The sequence below is a fragment of the Lachnotalea glycerini genome (assembly GCF_003201285.1).
Taxonomy (GTDB): Bacteria; Bacillota; Clostridia; order Lachnospirales; family Lachnospiraceae; genus Lachnotalea; species Lachnotalea glycerini.
Genome location: NZ_QICS01000014.1, coordinates 34113 through 52474, shown reverse-complemented (window position 1 = coordinate 52474; position 18362 = coordinate 34113). Strand labels below are relative to the sequence as shown.

Annotated in this window: 14 protein-coding genes and 1 other annotated feature; of the genes, 1 reads left to right on the top strand and 13 read right to left on the bottom strand. The window is 34.7% G+C overall.

The features are described 5' to 3' along the window. Positions 1 to 45: 45 nt before the first annotated feature. From C8E03_RS18645 to C8E03_RS18610, 8 genes are all read right to left on the bottom strand, one after another. Positions 46 to 1458, bottom strand: coding sequence for a DUF342 domain-containing protein (locus C8E03_RS18645; RefSeq protein WP_094376551.1), 1413 nt, complete (start codon positions 1456 to 1458; stop codon positions 46 to 48). 105 nt (positions 1459 to 1563) lie between these two features. Next, the gene (locus tag C8E03_RS18640) at positions 1564 to 3576 is read right to left on the bottom strand and encodes an LTA synthase family protein (protein ID WP_094376552.1); all 2013 of its coding nucleotides are present in this window, start codon (positions 3574 to 3576) and stop codon (positions 1564 to 1566) included. 115 nt (positions 3577 to 3691) lie between these two features. Next, positions 3692 to 6334 carry a valine--tRNA ligase gene (locus C8E03_RS18635; RefSeq protein ID WP_110291818.1) on the bottom strand — a complete coding sequence of 881 codons (2643 nt, stop codon included), beginning with the start codon at positions 6332 to 6334 and terminating at the stop codon, positions 3692 to 3694. Between the two features lie 141 nt (positions 6335 to 6475). Beyond that, positions 6476 to 6693 (bottom strand) — a binding site (T-box leader). 83 nt (positions 6694 to 6776) lie between these two features. Next, a complete protein-coding gene (locus C8E03_RS18630) occupies positions 6777 to 7943 on the bottom strand; it encodes an ABC transporter permease (RefSeq protein WP_110291817.1) in 1167 nt (388 codons plus the stop codon). Next, on the bottom strand, positions 7930 to 9069 hold the full coding sequence (locus tag C8E03_RS18625) for an ABC transporter permease (protein WP_094376555.1): 1140 nt from the start codon (positions 9067 to 9069) through the stop codon (positions 7930 to 7932). The genes C8E03_RS18630 and C8E03_RS18625 overlap by 14 nt, the downstream gene beginning before the upstream one ends. A gap of 52 nt (positions 9070 to 9121) precedes the next feature. Beyond that, complete coding sequence (locus tag C8E03_RS18620) at positions 9122 to 10066, bottom strand: ABC transporter ATP-binding protein (RefSeq protein ID WP_094376556.1); 945 nt, start codon at positions 10064 to 10066, stop codon at positions 9122 to 9124. 236 nt (positions 10067 to 10302) lie between these two features. Beyond that, positions 10303 to 10920: a response regulator transcription factor gene (locus tag C8E03_RS18615; RefSeq protein WP_094376557.1), complete on the bottom strand. Its 618-nt coding sequence runs from the start codon at positions 10918 to 10920 to the stop codon at positions 10303 to 10305. Between the two features lie 49 nt (positions 10921 to 10969). Continuing rightward, positions 10970 to 12052, bottom strand: a complete 1083-nt coding sequence (locus C8E03_RS18610; RefSeq protein ID WP_170123064.1) for a sensor histidine kinase — start codon at positions 12050 to 12052, stop codon at positions 10970 to 10972. 176 nt (positions 12053 to 12228) lie between these two features. Between C8E03_RS18610 and C8E03_RS18605 the strand changes: the two genes are divergently transcribed. Then, entirely contained in the window at positions 12229 to 12633 is a 405-nt protein-coding gene (locus tag C8E03_RS18605) for a hypothetical protein (protein WP_094376559.1), read from the top strand. Between the two features lie 280 nt (positions 12634 to 12913). Here C8E03_RS18605 and C8E03_RS18600 read toward each other — a convergent pair whose 3' ends face one another. Genes C8E03_RS18600 through gvpK form a run of 5 tightly spaced genes read right to left on the bottom strand, consistent with a single transcriptional unit; the run spans position 12914 to position 18351 of the window. Continuing rightward, on the bottom strand, positions 12914 to 15082 hold the full coding sequence (locus C8E03_RS18600; protein WP_242993647.1) for a CDC48 family AAA ATPase: 2169 nt from the start codon (positions 15080 to 15082) through the stop codon (positions 12914 to 12916). A gap of 21 nt (positions 15083 to 15103) precedes the next feature. Further along, complete coding sequence (gene gvpJ, locus C8E03_RS18595; RefSeq protein ID WP_094376560.1) at positions 15104 to 16183, bottom strand: gas vesicle protein GvpJ; 1080 nt, start codon at positions 16181 to 16183, stop codon at positions 15104 to 15106. Next, a complete protein-coding gene (locus C8E03_RS18590) occupies positions 16149 to 16520 on the bottom strand; it encodes a hypothetical protein (RefSeq protein ID WP_110291815.1) in 372 nt (123 codons plus the stop codon). The genes gvpJ and C8E03_RS18590 overlap by 35 nt, the downstream gene beginning before the upstream one ends. Further along, positions 16507 to 18012, bottom strand: coding sequence for a GvpL/GvpF family gas vesicle protein (locus C8E03_RS18585; protein ID WP_110291814.1), 1506 nt, complete (start codon positions 18010 to 18012; stop codon positions 16507 to 16509). The genes C8E03_RS18590 and C8E03_RS18585 overlap by 14 nt, the downstream gene beginning before the upstream one ends. An 18-nt stretch (positions 18013 to 18030) precedes the next feature. After that, positions 18031 to 18351, bottom strand: coding sequence for a gas vesicle protein GvpK (gene gvpK / locus C8E03_RS18580; protein ID WP_094376563.1), 321 nt, complete (start codon positions 18349 to 18351; stop codon positions 18031 to 18033). Positions 18352 to 18362: the final 11 nt, after the last annotated feature.

Genomic DNA, 18362 nt, shown 5'->3' with positions numbered 1-18362 from the left:
AAAGGTCTTTCCTATGATACAAAAAAAGAAAGCATTGCTGCTTTCTCATATTTCCGAATTCAACTTATCATAAATATCATACATCGCCACTTCTCCGCCCTCATAACGATATCTCATAGCATACTGCTTTTCCTGAATATGCATTCTGGCTGAATTAACTTTAATTGTAACACCTGGATATATGTACTTATTAATTTCGATAATAGCGCCTTTAGCCTTTTGATTCTTTTCCTCTAGCTCGGCTAACTCGTTTCTAAATTCTTCTCTGTCAGAAATGTATTTTATCTTTATTCTTAACAGTTCCATTGTCTTTTGCTTTACTCTTTCCCGGGCAAACTGTGGTCCTTCATTTTTCTTACTATCAAGCGCTATAAATTCTATGTTCATATTATTTAATTTACTATCAATTATTTGTATTGCAGTCTTAAGTTTAGAGATCCTCTCTTTCACAGCTTCGTCAACTCCTACAGCCAAAACAGTAGTAATTTCAGCAACATTGCCAACGATCGGAGCTTCAATACTTGCAACTGCCTTTACTGTACCACCAATAATAGTAGCCTTCTTACCGGAAATCGTTATACTTTCACCGGCAGATACCACACAATTCATCAAAACATCCGCTTGGATACTGCCCTTTGCATCAACTTTACTACCTTCGATAAACTTTGCGAATATGTTGCCTCCTGCCTTTAGAATGGCCTTTCCTCCGCCTTGCATCCCTTTTCTTAAGATAACATCCTTTTTTGCTTCTATACTAGTAGCTTCAACGCTTCCATCAATGGTAACGCTTCCCCCTGACTTAATATAACTCCCGCACTCAACATCACCATGTATGACTACATCTCCTCTAAAATCTATTCTACCATTGTTAAAATCCAAATCGCTACTAATTTCAAGCAAATTCGTAATCATGATTCTATTATTCTGAAATTCTACTTTCCCATCCATAGCAGAAATATAAGTAATCCTGTCTTCCGCACAAAAAAATCCTTTTCCTTTAAGTGGAAGTAAATCTTTTCCCCTTTTTGGTTCAAGCACTTTACCTGTTACTGTTTTTCCCTGAATTCCTAAAGTAGGTGGAGTATATACTGCTATTATGTCCCCTTCTGCCACTGTTTGAACAGCAAATACACTCCAATAATCAACTGACCCATCTTCTCTTATTGCTGGTTTTCCTGAAGGATTGGTATTAAAATTAAAGCTATAACGCCCTTCTACTCCATCTACTTGCTTATTCCCTTTTGCAATTAGAATTTCTCTATCATAAATTCTTTTTTTTACTATTTCTTCAAGCCTTCTATGAAATATTCCATATGTAATCTTATTTTCTTCCAGTAAATTAAGGAGCTCGGTTATTGAATAATTATGACCATCTTCAGGACATGTTAAATATAAATAAGCTTCCAACTCATCTTTACTGATTCTAACATATGTCTTCTCCGAAGTCTTATCAGTCATTTAACCACTCCCTCTCATTATTTTGCACATTTTACCATTTACCGACATTATACCATTTTTGTCTTTTTTTTCAACCAATTTCAATAAAAAAATATAAATTTTTTATTATTTTTCAGAAATGTAGATATTTGATGTACTAAGGCTGCCGTATGTACTGTTAATCTGACGGACTTTTATAACATCTCCCATCACTAAATTAAAATCATCGACTCTTAATGTATTACTGTCTATCATTGTTGTATCCTGTTCTTCATCATTAATATAAACCTTACTTGCTTTTGTAAAATTCTGACCTGTTATATAAACACTATTATTTAAACATGATACATTCGTAATTAGTATTTGCTTCACTCCCATTTTAAGGTCAACAGGTGCAACTGGCAGCTCACCCCCATAAATATACTTTTCACCATAAAGCATATCATACTGAAGTGCATCCAAATCAGCCAGATAATTAGAAGTTCCAATTCTATTTTGGTGAAACTTTATTAAAGTTCCTTCATGTATTCCAACACGGTCAAAAACAGATGCAGACAACTGATACGCAGTAATTCCCTTATCAACAACATCCAGTCCCATATTATCCCATATTACATATTCTGTCTGAAACAGAGAATGATTGACAAGTTGGGATGCTTCTAATCCCAACGTTGGAAGATGATCTCCATACATAACCAAAACAGTTGGTTCCTCTCTAGAAGACAGCTCCTCCACCAAATCCTTTACAAATTCATCCATCTCATGTATTTGATTAATATAATAAGTAAAGGAATTTTTTTCTTCCTCACTTCGACATCCATAAACTTCAATTTGAGGATTTGATAAAACCGGTTCATCTGGATATCCACCGTGTCCTTGTACAGAAATGGTATAAATATAATCCTTTTCCTCGGTTGAATCCAAGGCATCTGTAATCTGCTCAATCAAACAATCATCTTTCGCCCAGCCCATTGGGGTATAATCTTTTATATTCATATATTCCTCTGAGGTAAAGGTATCGTATCCCAAGTTAGCAAATACTGTTTTTCTGTCATAGAAGCTAGCCTCATTGTTGTGAATTGCATGTGTTTTGTAGCCTAATGACTTCAGGCTATACGCAGCACTTTCGCAAGGTGTAGACTTTAAGACCGTCTTATATGGATATTCGCCAGGTCCAAAATATCTAAGACTCATACCAGTCATAATTTCAAATTCTGTATTTGCCGTTCCTGCTCCAACTGATGGCACCGTTAAAAAGCCTGAGGAGTATTCCTCCTGAAGCTTTCTGAAATTAGGAATCGGATCTTCTGAAAATTTTAAATATTTTATGAGTTCAGGATCACAAAAAGATTCAAGCTGTAAAAATATTATATTTGGATTATCACTCGTATTTTGGTTTGTATCAGTGTCATTATCATTTGAATATGATTTTTTGATTTCTTGCATCAGCTCATCGGAATATTCATTAGGACAGTCAATTCCTGTAGCAAACACACTCATAGAAAAACAATAGGGAAAACCATAATCTTCATAAGCAAATGCTATATTTCCGAAATAGGTTGCTAAAATTCTTGTTGTCACATTCACCTTGGTAAATACAACTAACAAGGCTGCACTTGCTACGATTATCCCAATACTTTTTTTATAATTAATTTTCGTCGCATGCTTTGGCAGCTTGAACCATGCATAGGCTATGAACAGCAATACAATAACTGCAATAACCAAAATTAAAATCATTTGTTCCACTGAAAGATAGGCATTAATTAGGGATAGAGCATTTGCGGCCATGGTCAAATCGGTACCCGTAAATGGCGTTACACGAAGAGATAGTATAACGCCGTTTGCTATTCCCATTGAAAGCCATATTGTTGCAATTACTGTTGTCGCAAAAAGACGCCTTTTAAATAGGTATGCAATTGTAAATGTAGTAAAAATCATAAAAGCATTATAAAAGAATATAAGCGGACTTTTGGTCATAAACAAAAAAGCTTCCAAAAATGAATGCCTTGAAAAGGTTTCAATCAAGAAATAAACTCCAATTGAAAAAAGGCCATATGCAACCAGTGTAAATTTTTTTAATAAATTAAAAGCCTTCATAAAATATACATTTTTTTTAATAATTTCTTTAATTCTGTTCACTTTTTTACCTCGAATTAGTAAATACCTCTTTCTTAAAAAGAGGCACAAAACAGAATATTGTCTATTTCATGCCCCCTATTTATTTACACAAAAACACAGCACTTTCGTTTGATAACTATTTTTCCAGCTGCTCCAAACGAATCTTAACCTGTTCCATCATCTGAGTGTATTTTACTAATTTTTCTTTTTCTTCAATAATTTTTTCTTCAGGAGCCTTACTTACAAATCTCTCATTGCCAAGCATTCCATTTACTCTTTCCAGCTCCTTCTTTAAATGGTTTTCTTCCTTTTTCAATCGTTCTATTTCCTTTTCGATATCAATCAGTTCCGCAAATGGCATATAGATAACGGCATCAGGTATGACGGTTGAAACTGCATCCTCACTTATTCCTGTTTTATTGCTTTGCACTAAAACCTCACTTGCATAGCCTAAGGAAGCAAAAAACACCTTGCCATTTTCAAATGTTGAACGTATTATTTCACTTTCTGACACTACGAAAACCTTGGCTTTCTTGCTTGGAGGTACATTCATCTCTGAGCGGACATTTCGTATTCCCCTTACTGCCGCTTTAATCAACTCAACTTCATTTTCCTCTGTTTCAAAATTCCATACTTCATTATATTCCGGCCAAGAAGAAATCATAATCGATTCTTCCTCTTCTTGTATTGTTACAAATATTTCTTCTGTAATAAATGGCATAAATGGATGTAAAAGCTTCAAAGATTGAATCAGTACTGTTCTAAGCGTCCAAAGAGCTGCTTTTTTTGTCCTATCCTCATCATTATATAACCTTGGCTTCACCATTTCAATATACCAATCGCAAAATTCTTCCCATATAAAATCATAAAGTTTTTGAACTGCAATACCAAGCTCATATTTATCCATATTGGCTGTTACCTCTGCGGCAAGCTTATTCACTTTAGATAAAATCCACTTATCCGCACCGGTCAAAGTATTTAAGTCTACTTCCTCTGCCTTTGTACTGCTTATATTCATCATAATAAATCTGGAAGCATTCCAAACCTTATTGGCAAAGTTTCTGCTGGCTTCAACTCTTTCCCAGTAAAAACGCATATCATTACCCGGTGCATTTCCAGTTACCAATGTAAATCTTAAGGCGTCTGCACCGTATTTATCTATTACTTCCAACGGATCAATACCGTTTCCTAACGATTTACTCATCTTTCGACCTTGAGAATCTCTGATTAAGCCGTGAATTAATACCGTATGAAATGGTGATTGAGCCGTATGCTCAAAGCCTGAAAATACCATTCGAATTACCCAGAAGAAAATGATATCATAGCCTGTTACCAAAACATCGGTAGGATAGAAATAATCAAGCTCCTTTGTTTTTTCTGGCCAGCCCAGAGTAGAAAATGGCCACAATGCTGAACTAAACCAAGTATCTAAGGTATCCTCATCCTGTTCGAAATGGTTACATCCACATTTTGGACAAATCTTAGGAATTTCTCTTCCAACTATTACTTCCTTACAGTTTTGGCAATAGTAGGCCGGAATTCTGTGCCCCCACCAAATCTGCCTTGATATACACCAGTCTCTGATATTCTCAAGCCAGTTTAAGTAAATCTTATCAAAACGTTCCGGCACAAATTTTAATTCTCCTGTTTTTAAAGCATTAATAGCAGGCTTTGCAAGCTCCTCCATTTTCACAAACCATTGCTGTTTGATTAGTGGTTCTACTGTTGTTTTACATCTGTCATGTGTTCCAACATTATGGGAGTGCTCCTCAATCTTTTCTAAAAGCCCTTGTTCCTTTAACTCACTCACCATAAGCTTTCTTGCCTCATAGCGATCCATACCTGCATATTTGCCACCATTTTCATTTATCGTAGCATCATCATTTAATATGTTTATCTGTGGTAAATTATGTCTTTTCCCTACTTCAAAATCGTTTGGATCATGTGCTGGAGTAATTTTTACAACTCCTGTACCAAATTCCATATCTACATATTCATCAGCAATTACAGGAATTTCTTTATTTAATAAAGGCAAAATAACGTTCTTCCCAATTAAATCTGAATATCTTTCGTCCTTTGGATTTACAGCAAGTGCACTGTCTCCAAGCATTGTTTCAGGTCTTGTGGTTGCTACAATAACAAAATCATCACTTCCAACGATTGGGTATTTAATATGCCAAAAATGTCCTGCCTGCTCCTCATGCTCAACCTCTGCATCTGAAATCGTAGTCTTACATACCGGACACCAGTTAATGATTCTAGCTCCCTGATAAATATAACCTTTTTCATATAACTTAATAAATACCTCTTCCACTGCCTTAGAGCAACCCTCATCCATAGTAAAGCGTTCTCTGTCCCAATCACAGGAGGAACCTATCCTCTTAAGCTGAGATGTAATGGTTCCGCCATATTCTTCTTTCCATTCCCAAGTTCTTTTCAGAAAGCCTTCCCGACCCAATTCTTTCTTATCAATTCCTTCCTCCTTCAACTGGTTCGTAACCTTTACTTCTGTAGAAATTGCAGCATGGTCTGTTCCCGGAATCCAAAGTGCATTAAAGCCTTGCATTCTCTTATATCGAATTAGTATATCCTGCATCGCATTATCTAATGCATGCCCCATATGAAGCTTACCTGTAATATTTGGTGGCGGCATTACGATGGTAAAAGGCTTTCTACTTCGATCCATCTTTGCATGAAAATATTTTTTATTCATCCATTTTTCATATAATTTGTTTTCAATCCCTTGCGGATCATAGGTTTTTTCAATATTTCTTTCCATTATTAAATTCCTTTCTTATTACATTTCATTTTAAAGGTATTGTTTTTATTTGTGGTCGTTTTCCACTTGCATTCGTGCGTATTGTGTTTTTATTTCATAGGAATCAAAGCTTTTACACGTTAACAAACGCCCTTTGCAAATGCAAAGGACGTATAAACGCGGTACCACCTTATTTATATACTATTCGTATATCTCTTATATCCGATAACGCAGATTATGCGTGACAACCTATCTCTGACTTTTCAGTCGTCCGGTTCAAAAGCTACCTTCAAAAAACTTCTCCTAAAACAATCTTTCAGCCCAAGGATTGTTCTCTCTGTTAAGTCCGTTTTCTTACTCCTCTTTTTCAAAACCTTTTCTTATTTAGTCATTATAATAATACACTTAACATTTTGTCAAGAATTTTATTTGAACGCTTGACAGAATTTTATTTGAATTACTCTTAACTTATTTGCTTTCTGGCATCACTTCGAATTCTTGTTGCTGCCAGTGCACCTGCAAAAATTGCTATTGCAAAGAGAATTTCAATTCCAATATTAATTAGTATCTCATTCATAAGTGAACGATTGCTTTCAACGTTTTGAATCAATTCTATCACATTCACATACCAATAAGTAGGTATAAATTTTGAAAATATAACTACATTATCTCCCAGTACCTCACGAGGAACAAAAATTCCTCCCAAAAAGCTCATTCCAATTCCAAGTACATTCGAAATCATATTAAGAACATTTAAATTATTAACAAATACACTAATTAAATACCCAAGCCCTGTTACAATCGCAGCAAATGCAATAGCGTTTATCATATAAAACACTGCTTTTACTATATTTATGCTATTTCCATATATTCCGATTGCCACTGACATAAAGAGAGCAAAGACTGCCACTACAGTTATTATGCATCCTAATACAAGCTGAAAATTTTTCTTAATAATTGGCATAGAAGAACATAAATTCCGTTCATTTATTTCTTTTATGTTAAAAGTCATTAAGATTGAACCAATGCTTAAAATGATTACGGAAGTAAAAACATAAGGTAAATATAGAAAATAGTAATAATCATCTGATTTGCTCGTATTAACGCTTTGACTCAGAAAATTAACTTTGACTTCCTGCGACAAATCTCTAGCCGTATTTTCAACTGCCTGCTTTTCATCTATATTAGAGGAGACATAGATTGTTAAGGTTGAAATATACTGCTCTATTTGTGAATCCAAATATTTGCCTGTATAGGAGCTTGGTACCTTGACATTCTGGCACAGATTCTCTGATTCACCAATCTCGAGCTTCTTTGTAAAGTCATTTGGTATCAATAAGATATATTCCACATTTCTAAAATATAATTCATCCTGCAATATTTCTCGGTCATTTTTTAATTCAACTACATTATGGATTGTCCCCAAATAAGTTTTTAGTTCACCTCCAAGCATCCCTTCGTCCTCATTGATTACTGCAATATTTACTTTGCTGCTCGTAAACTGACTTATCTTACTTTGTTTTCCACTTCCAGACAGAAAAATGGATAATGAAAGAAATATTATAATATAAATAGACAGACTGGGCATTGTTTTCTTTAAAATCTTCATATATGCTCTAAATACTTGCATAGCGTTCCCTCCTGATGACTAAAAAGCTAACAATACACAAAAGCCCTGCAATCACAAGCATACTAACTAAATTCTTTGTATATCTTTCATAAGTGTCATAAATATTTAGACTGTAAAAAGCATCTACGATTAGAGCAGCCGGGTTGATTCGATTAATGATTGGAGCATGATGCTCTATTATGTCTTTCATATCTCCAAACATAAGACCGCTTAAAAAACATTCAACCATAGTAAACGTCAATATAATAGAGGACTTCATCTTTTCAGACTGCCGCCCTATGCTTCCGGCAAATAAACCACTGGCAATACCAATCATACATCCAACTAAAATGGTTACAACAATATAAGGCAATTTTCGCCCGAAATCTATTTTAAGTACAAACAGTAAATACAGTAATGTAACCATCGTACAGGCAAATTGTACGAGAACAGCTCCTAAAAAATCTCCCAGAATCAACTTCATTTTATTTGTTGGTGCGGCAATTCTTCTTGCTGCTAAAGTAGATAAATTAGCCTTAGCATCAACTGCGGAACTCATTCCTGCAAAGCAACCATATAAACAGCTCATTGCAATTAAAGAATAAAAATAGTTTGACATTGGATCAATAGAAGCATCGGTAAAACTGATTTCCTTAAGTGAATTGTTATTGGAAGACTCTGATTCAAGCAACTGTGCCAACTTTTCTGGAGAACTTCTTGCAATATTCATTATTGTTTCTCTCTTTTGAATATATTGATTTAAAAATTCTTTCAATATACTTTCATTGATACCCGAGTCATTTACCGTTAAAGATATTTCTTCCGTATTATAAATAATTCCTGAAATTTTTTTATTTAAAAGAAGTTCTTTCGCTTCATTTTCAGAGTTAGTTACAACCTGAACCATTTGGTCTTCTCCCTCCTCACTTAATACATTTAATACCGTTTCAAACTGTTCATCCTTTTTTGTCTGATCTTCAATATATGCAATACTGATGCATTGAAAAGACTCCTGTTTCTCCGATAATTTGCCAAAGCTTATATAAAACAAGGTTCCCAGTATTAAAGGAAAAGCCAAACACCAAAATAATTCATCCTTGGTACGAAACATTTTAATAATTTTATATTTCAATAACTGAATAAACATAATTTTCTCCTTTCGCTTGATCTGTGAAGTTGCACTCAAGTCAACTAATAAATCACTTGTCTCGTAGCTCTTTTCCTGTTATTTCCAGAAATACATCATTTAAGGTTGGAAGCTCAGAATAAACTCTTCCGAAAGCAATTTGATTTTGCTGCAAATAATCAAGAATTCGAATTAGATTGTGCTTACCCTTGCTACACTTTATATTCAGTTTATTATCTGCATAATCTACCTGATAGACATGATTTAATTTTCTAATCTCTTCCATATATTTATTCTCTAGCTCCAGAACCTCCATTGAGATTGTCTCTCCCGTTTTAATCATCATCTTAAGCTCTTCCTTTGTTCCAATTGCCAGATTTCTTCCCTTATCCATAATAGCAATCCTTGTACAAATCTGCTCTACTTCCTCCATATAATGAGACGTATAGATAATGGTTGCTCCCTTTTTATTCAATTCAAGTATCCCCTCTAATATTTTATTTCTGCTTTGCGGGTCCACAGCGACCGTTGGCTCATCCATAATAATAAGCTTTGGCTTGTGCGCGATTCCACAGGCAATATTTAATCTTCTTAGAAGACCTCCTGATAATTTTTTTGGATAAAATTTCTTGAATTCAGTTAATCCTGCGAATTCAATCGCTTCCTCTACATATTGTTTTCTAGTATTCTTATCCATAATATAAAGTCCGCAAAAATAATCAATGTTTTCATAAACGGTAAGCTCATTAAATACCGCCACATTTTGAAAGACAATCCCAATCTCTCTCTTTATTTTATATTTGTTTGGAGCCATAGTTTCTCCAAACACTTCGACTGTACCCTTATCAAAGCTTAATAATGCTAAAATGCAATTAATCGTTGTTGTTTTACCGGAACCATTTGGTCCAAGAAGCCCAAATATTTCTCCTTGTTCAATTTCCAGATTAAAGTGATCTAAGGCAACTAATTCGTTATAACGTTTTACTAAGTTTTCTATTTTAATTACCGGTGTTGACATTTTATCCTCCTCTAATTCTAATATGATTTTTCGGCGCAATCTACAGGCTCACTCTTTCTTTCATGCTCTGCCAAAAATAAATTTAAGATGTATTCTTATCATAATACTTTATCCTTCCCAAATTAAGTGTAGCGAATCATCTGTTTATATGACAAATGTAATTACTTTATATGTAAAAATGGTACACAAATAAAGAGAACCGTGAATATCTCACTGTCCTCTCAATAAAAGAATATTTAATTTTTATAATAAAATACGGCAAGCTGCGTTCTATCTCTTAAATCCAGCTTGTCAAGTATCAAACTTAAATAGTTTCTAACGGTGCCCTCACTTAAATATAGCTTTTTTGCAATTTCTTTATTACTTAAGCCTTTCGCAACCAATTCTATCATCTCAAATTCTTTCGCTGTAATACCATAAGCAGAAAAATCTTTGCCCTGTTCATTGTTCATAAATTGTGGTATTTTGGATACAATTTCATTTCCAAAAACGCTTTGCCCACTATATACCGCCTGAATCGCTGGCAAAATACTATCAAAATTCTGCTTTAGTATGTAGCCCTTAGCGCCAAGCTTTAAAGCCTGAATCACATATTCATCATCTGAAAAAGTGGTTAAAAATAATATTCTTGCCAAAGGATATTTGGAAAGAATATGTCTTGCTGCTTCTATTCCTGTCATAAAATCCATTCTAATATCCATTAACAACACCTCTGGCTGAAACTGATAATATAAATCAATTGCTTCCTGTCCGTTCTGCCCTAATGCCAATACTTCCACTTCCTGACTTGCCTCTAAAATGGTCTTAAGTGATAAGGCTACAAGCTTATCGTCATCTACAATTACTATTTTCATTTTGCCTCCATTATGTGCTTTTTAAATTTTAAATAAGAAAAATTACTGCCTATTTATTCTGCTTAACTTCCTTTTTAGGAATGGTTATAAAAATTTTAAAGCCTTCTTGCTTGTCAATGGTAATAGTTCCATTTAAATTCATTACTCTTGCTCTCATATTTTCTAAACCAATACCTGAATCAGAGATTTTCCTATTACCATTCCTGCCATTGTCCTGAAGCAAAAATTGATAAAAAACAGGATGCTCCCTTACTATAATATCAATCCTATCTGCATTACTATGCTTGGCTACGTTTGATAACCCCTCCTTTATAACCATGATGAAACAATACTTAATATTAATTGGTGCATCATCTGACATATCATAATCCAAATTTATTTTATACTCAGCAAATTTTTGAATCATGCTGCTTATGTTAGAATATAAATCAATGGAGTCGTCATGTAATCCATGTACGCTTTCTCTGATGCTGTTCATTGCATCATTTAAAGTCTCTTTTAGTAACAATAAATTGGAGGATATTACCTCTTCTTTATAAATTGTCATTAATGCACCAACCTGGAGCAATGATCTTGATAGCATATGACCTACGTTATCATGTATCTCTCTGGCAATACGGTTTCGCTCCTTAAGTGTTGCTAAATGTATTTCATAATCTTGATTTTCAATCAGCATTTTATTCTTCTTACTAAGATATAGATTAAGCTCCTGGCTGGTATCTCGCAATCTTTTATATTCGTAATTCAGACTGTTAAATTTTTCGGTTCTCACCTGCAATAGCCAAGATAATGCCACTGATAAAATTCCTATCAAAACAATCAAAGTCTCATTTTTGTACCAATATTTCAATGTGAAAAGAAATACTATGGCACCAACTATCTTTAGTCTGAATAATGCTATATCATATACGAACAAAGGTAAAAAAATACAAAATATAGGATTTACAATACAAATCCCCCCATACAAAAGTAATAACACAACTGTCACTTTTTTTGAATTAAAATAATAACAAAATGAACTTATTGATGCTGCAATCAAAACACAGATAACCGTTTCCGAATTAATTTCCCAAAAGAATACCGAAAGAAAGCACATGAAAAATATAATAATCTTATCCTGTAAAACTGCCATTATTTCACCTCTATAAATTAACATCTTGAATCGATTATATTATAAACATTTTCTATTTACAACTATTACAAGATACTTTCTTAGAGTATGTATGACATTTTTCCTCATAAACTATGCACATTATAACAAAATCTGTCATATTATATAATGAACGAACAAACAAATGGGGGATTATTATGTTAGAAAAGAGTATTTTAGATTATGTTGACGATGTTGTATCTAAAATAGATGCACCAATCAGCCAAAAAATGCAAATAGAAAATGAACTTATCAGACATCTTATGGAAAATGCAGAATATTCAAGTATTGATGAAGTAAAAAGCAGCTTGTCTTCCCCTGAAATACTAGCAACCCAAATCTCAAAAAAACTTGCTGAAAACAATATAGACTCTTACAAAAATGAATATAATCATCCGATCCAAGAACCTAATCACCCTCCGAAACCGAATCCAATATATGTAGGAGAATTTATGCAGGAACTTAATAATCTAAACCTAAAACTCCTTTATATTCCTTTAATACAAATAACTTCCAGAACATCTCGATTAATAATGCCACTTAGTAATGAGGATTATTATTAAAACAAGATGAAAGACATTTCTTTTACTTGTCATGAGAATTGCTTCGCTCCATAGCTAGCTTATTAGCTATGGAGCGAAGCTTATTTTATTTCATAGAAAAGACCTGGTTGTGGTAACGTATAAGCTTTGATTTCTCTATGAAATAAAAGCATAATGTGCACGAATGCAAGTGGAAAATGTCACAGCATGACAGCATTCGGCGCGGCAAAGCGGTTAAGTCCCTCATGAGTGAGAGATTAGGGAGCTGATGCGGACTTGTCCGCTTTGTTCTATAAAATATTCAGACCAGCGCCAAGGATTTTGCCGCATTCTTTATTTTAACTACTTCGTCGATTGCCTGATACAAATCCCTTTCATGAATAGATAAATTTTCCATATTATCATTCATACTCTCCAAATAACTGTCAATAGCATTCATCGCAGCCTTTTCACATACACTATAGATATCTGCACCTACAAATCCAGATGTTCTACTGACCAATTCCTCTATATTAATTCTCTCTGAAACTGGTCGATTCCTCATATGAATATTAAATATATCAAATCTTTCCTGCTCATTTGGTGCTGCAATTTCAAAAATCTGATCAAATCTACCTTGCCGCAAAAGTGCTTGATCAACTAATTCAATTCGATTTGTAGCAGCAAGAACAACAACACCTTTTAGTTCTTCTATTCCATCCAATTCCGTCAGTAATTGACTTATTACTCTTTTACCCACGCCTGAATCCGCATCGTCTAAAGCCCGCTGACTTGTTAAGGCATCAATCTCATCAAAAAATATTATACAAGGTGCCGCTTGCTTCGCCTTTTTAAATATTTCTCTCACTTTTTTTTCTGACTCACCAACCCACTTTGAGAAAAGAGCGGGCCCCTTTATTGATATAAAATTTGCATTGCTCATAGAGGCTGCTGCTTTTGCTATCAGAGTTTTCCCAACACCTGGGGGGCCTGTCAACAAAATTCCCTTTGGAGAATGAGCATTTAAATGATTGAAAAGTTTTTTATATTTCAACGGCCATTCTATTGCTTTTTTTAATGCTGATTTTATTTCCGATAAACCACCGATATCGTCCCACATAACGTTTGGAATCTCAACAAACACTTCTCTAATAGCAGATGGCTCAACTGCACCTATGGCATGAGTAAAATGTTCCATATTAATTTCCAGTGTCATCAAAGTTTCATAGGGGATAACATGATGATAAAAATCTATTTCAGGAAGTATCTTTCGAACAGCATACATTCCAGCTTCACGACATATTGCCTCCAAATCTGCGCCGACAAACCCATGGGTAATTTCAGATATTTTAACTAAATCTACATCATCTGCAAGTGGCATCCCTCTTGTATGAATCTTGAGAATTTCAACTCTTTCCTCTTGATTAGGAACACTGATAGTGATTTCCCTGTCAAACCTGCCCGGCCTGCGAAGAGCTGGATCTAATACATCAGGAATATTTGTGGCTCCAATCACAACCACCTGCTTGCGCTTTTTTAATCCGTCCATTAATGCCAAAAGTTGTCCTACTACTCTTTTCTCTACTTCCCCTGTTACCTCTGTTCTTTTAGGTGCAATTGCATCTATCTCATCAATAAAAATAATAGCAGGAGCCTGTCTTGCAGCCTCTTCAAAGACATCTCTTAGATTCGCTTCACTCTCTCCATAAAATTTGTGAATGATTTCAGGCCCATTCACAACGGTAAAATATGCATCGGTTTCTGTAGCTACTGCTCTGGCAATCAACGTTTTTCCTGTTCCGGGAGGCCCACAAAGTAATACACCGTTAGGCGGGTCTACTCCAATTTTTTCAAATATTTCCGGAAATCGAAATGGCAGTTCAATCATTTCTCTTACTCGCTTTATTTCGGCATGAAGTCCACCTATATCCTCATATGCTGCTCTGCCACCGATTTTTGCTTCATTTGTTTGATCCGTAAATTTAATAACTGTATCAGAATTTAAAAGCACCGTTTCCTTAGGATAAGTTTTGACTACTTTAAAATCTAAGACTTTTGCTCCAAAAAATTTTATTCTAACTTTATCTCCTATTATAACCGGAATGCCTTCTACACATTTTTTTATATATTCGACATCCCAGTCATCTACTTCTTCACCGTCTTTTAAAATAGGTGCTAATACTACAGTGTCAGCCGGAAAACAGACACATTTTTTTACAATTATATAATCCTCTAAATCGATACCGGCATTTTCTCTAATAATATTGTCTATCTGTATAATGGAATTGTGTCTGTAATCTTGATACAACGGAAGCAGTTTAGCAACCGTATCCTTTTTTCCTGACACATAAATAATGTCCCCTACCTCAGCACCTAATCGAGCCATATCATCCTGATCCATTCGTGCTATCCCACGACCAACATCTTTTGACTCTGCTTCTTGTACTTTCAAAGATAATCCATTTTTTCTTCCGATACATACATCCATCATATCGGCTTACTCCTCCTTTTATTATTGCTCCCTGTGACTCATCCAACCACATCGTGAACAGCCATACGAAAGCAAGCTCTCCCTTTTTTCCTTTTTGCCACATAGCGGGCAGGTCTCCATATTTTTCTCATTTTCATTTTCCTTATTTATTATTTGTTCTCCAATTACTTTTTCCCATTCTATCAAAGATTCCTGATTATCTGAAAAACACACTGCTTGATTATTCTGATCTTCCTTATACATTAGAACCAGCGATTTTTCTTCTACCGGTGCACTTCCAAATTGTACATCCTGTACTGCAATATGTACTAACGTATCTGTAGAAATATCGAAAAGCAGCTTTTTATCAAAATCATACCACCAGCAAAGTCTTTGATCGGTAAGATATAAATGTCCCGGTTTCCATTGGTAATGCGTGGTTCCATCCATGATATAAGAATAACGAAACCACATTTTACTGCTATGCGTTACCTCTTCTTCCGGTTGCAAGAATTCTCCCAGAACTTCTTTTTCCACCGGGAAAATAGGATTTTCTTCTAAGCTTAACCCTTTTGTAATCATGATGTCTTCTATGGCTTTTTTCAATGCATGAACATCTGTCGTATGCATGATTATCATTTCTTCTTTTAATAAAAGGCAAAGCTCCTCCCTTTTGCCATTGAAATGATCTTTTTCTTGAAATGCCATAGCTTTCACCTCTTCGTAATATATTTCCAGAAGAATTTCATAGGGTATTTTTCGAAACATAATCAGTCTCTTGTTTGTAAGGTATATCGTTCCTGCTCTCCAGTTATTATAAATTCCTTTGCTGTACCAATGAGTACCAAACACACTGAAAATAATGTACTCATCTCTTTCTAACTTTGGTTTTTGTTTTTCTGTTTCCTTCATTGCCACAGCGCGCTGTGCTTCATCCCAATCTTTCATAACTCCATATTCCAGCATCGTCTCCATACCAGCAAGAGCCAGTTTTAGATTAATACCAATTAGAGGAATCCCAGCTACTGTTACAATTAGATCTGTATTTAATAATATGCCCTTATCAAGTATTCTGTCTAACAGATCATTAAGAGTCGTTTGGGGACTCCGGTTTGGCTCCATTGTAACCCCGCCTTTCTATTAGCTTAAGTGCCATTGTTTTTTTTATAATGCTAACCCACTTCTCAGGTTCTGCCAATGCTAAGTAAATTTGTTGTTCTCCCTTTACACTATGATAGTCGATGCACAACTGTTTCACTTTGCATCCTAAAAGCCATGTTTTTTTTATAATGCAGATTTTTATAATTCTATCCAGCCCAATTTCAAACAAACACTTATTCATCTGCATAAAATATAAATTATTTCCAGTAAGATACAAGTGTCCAATCTGCCAAGCAGATCTTCTTTCAATGGTACCTTGGGACTTTAAGATAATATTATCTTTTCTATCCGTTACCATTGCTTATTGCTCCCTTCTCGGGAGTAACAAAACTGTAAGGTGCCCACGGTCCACTAAATCTTACTGTTATTCCTTCATGATTTTCAATTTCCTCTAATGCTTCTCCTAATGGTGCAACACGATCCTTCTTAACAAGGCACGATAAGTTCATCAGCATCTGCTGATTACCTCCTACCATTTTTACCTTTCCGATTACGATATCAGCAGGATATTTTTTAATCATTGCATAAAACTCTTTGAAGTATTGATCTGCTATTTCCTCAATTCTTTCCTTCACTAAATCTTTTAGTATTTCTCTCTCCATATAAGCGATTCCTTCGGGTTTTGAATCAATTTCTTCTTTCTTTTTTTTAATCTTTTCATCTTTTTCAAAAATAGTTTCACTTAAAGACCCAGAATCCAAAATGACTTGAATACCATATTCTTGACAATTCTCTATTTTTGACAGGGTTTCCATGAAACTCTCATAATTCTTATCTAGCCACTTGATTGCCGCTTCTTCAGGATCACTTCCACTTTTTCCTTCAATAATCATATCAAAGCTCATTGGAAGTACACTATCAAATTTTTCAGCTACAATATCCAAAACTTCTTGTTGTGTAAAGAGCCATTCCTTTACAACATTTTCATCTTCTGATTCATATGGTTCAGCTTGGCAGTCATGTACAACAATACATGCATCTTTATAAGGAATGGTATATACATTTGCTCCATCCAGTCCTATGTTTCCCAAACTCTCTCTTTCACCTTTACCAGCTATTCCATATACATATCTAGCAGGCTGATTCTGAGAATCACTCTGTTTTGCTTCTTCTGACAGATTATTTAAACTCTCTCTTTCCTCTACCGTTTTAAAATAATCTTCCTTTTCTTGCCTCGTCACAACCTCTCTCATTTGAACTATATTCTCAGGCTTTTCTTCTATCGGTTGAACTATATCCGAGAGCTTTTCTTCTTCTGGTTGATGCATATCCTCATGCTTTTCTCCTATCGGTTGAACTATATTCGAGAGCTTTTCTTCTTCTGGTTGAAGCATATCCTCATGCTTTTCTCCTATCGGTTGAACTATATTCGAGAGCTTTTCTTCTTCTGGTTGAAGCATATCCTCATGCTTTTCTCCTATCGGTTGAACTATATTTGATGGCTTTTCTTCTACCAGGCTGATTGATAGCCGTTCACTTTTGATATCTTCCAGCTTCTCCTTCATTGATTCGATAGAACTTTCCATATAGTCAAACCGTCTCTGCATCTTTGTAAATTTTTCATTAATGAGATTTACTTCCTTACCTATTTCTTTATTTTCTTCTTTTTTGATTTCTTTATCTGGTTTTTTACCCTCTGGAGACAAGATTACAGATAATGCTGACACAAAAAATTGTATTTTTTCATCCTCTACTTCTTTATCTAAACTTGATAAAATTTTATGTATATTTGAAACATTGATTTCTTTTCCATTTTCTTGTAAAAGCATAACAATATAAAGGTATTCCATTCTCCTCACCACCTTAACTTAAACGTTTTCTTCTGCATCCTCTGCCCATCTTTGGGGATTCACTAATCGGTCTACAACACTGTCTACAATTTCATCCAGACCATCTCTTACTCCTTTTACCGATTCCGTAATACCTTGCTCTTCCTTAATCCCTTCAATTGCAATATCAAGCTCCATTAAAGCATTCCCTAACTTTTCCATTTCCTCACTCGTTAATGAGCCACCCATCATCCTTTTACGGGCTTGATGCTTTAAAGAGTCCCTTATAATTTCCACCAAAGCCATAATTAGACCCAATAAGCCATGTTTTAAATTGTCTTCATCGATTTCTAATGCCATAAAATTTCTTT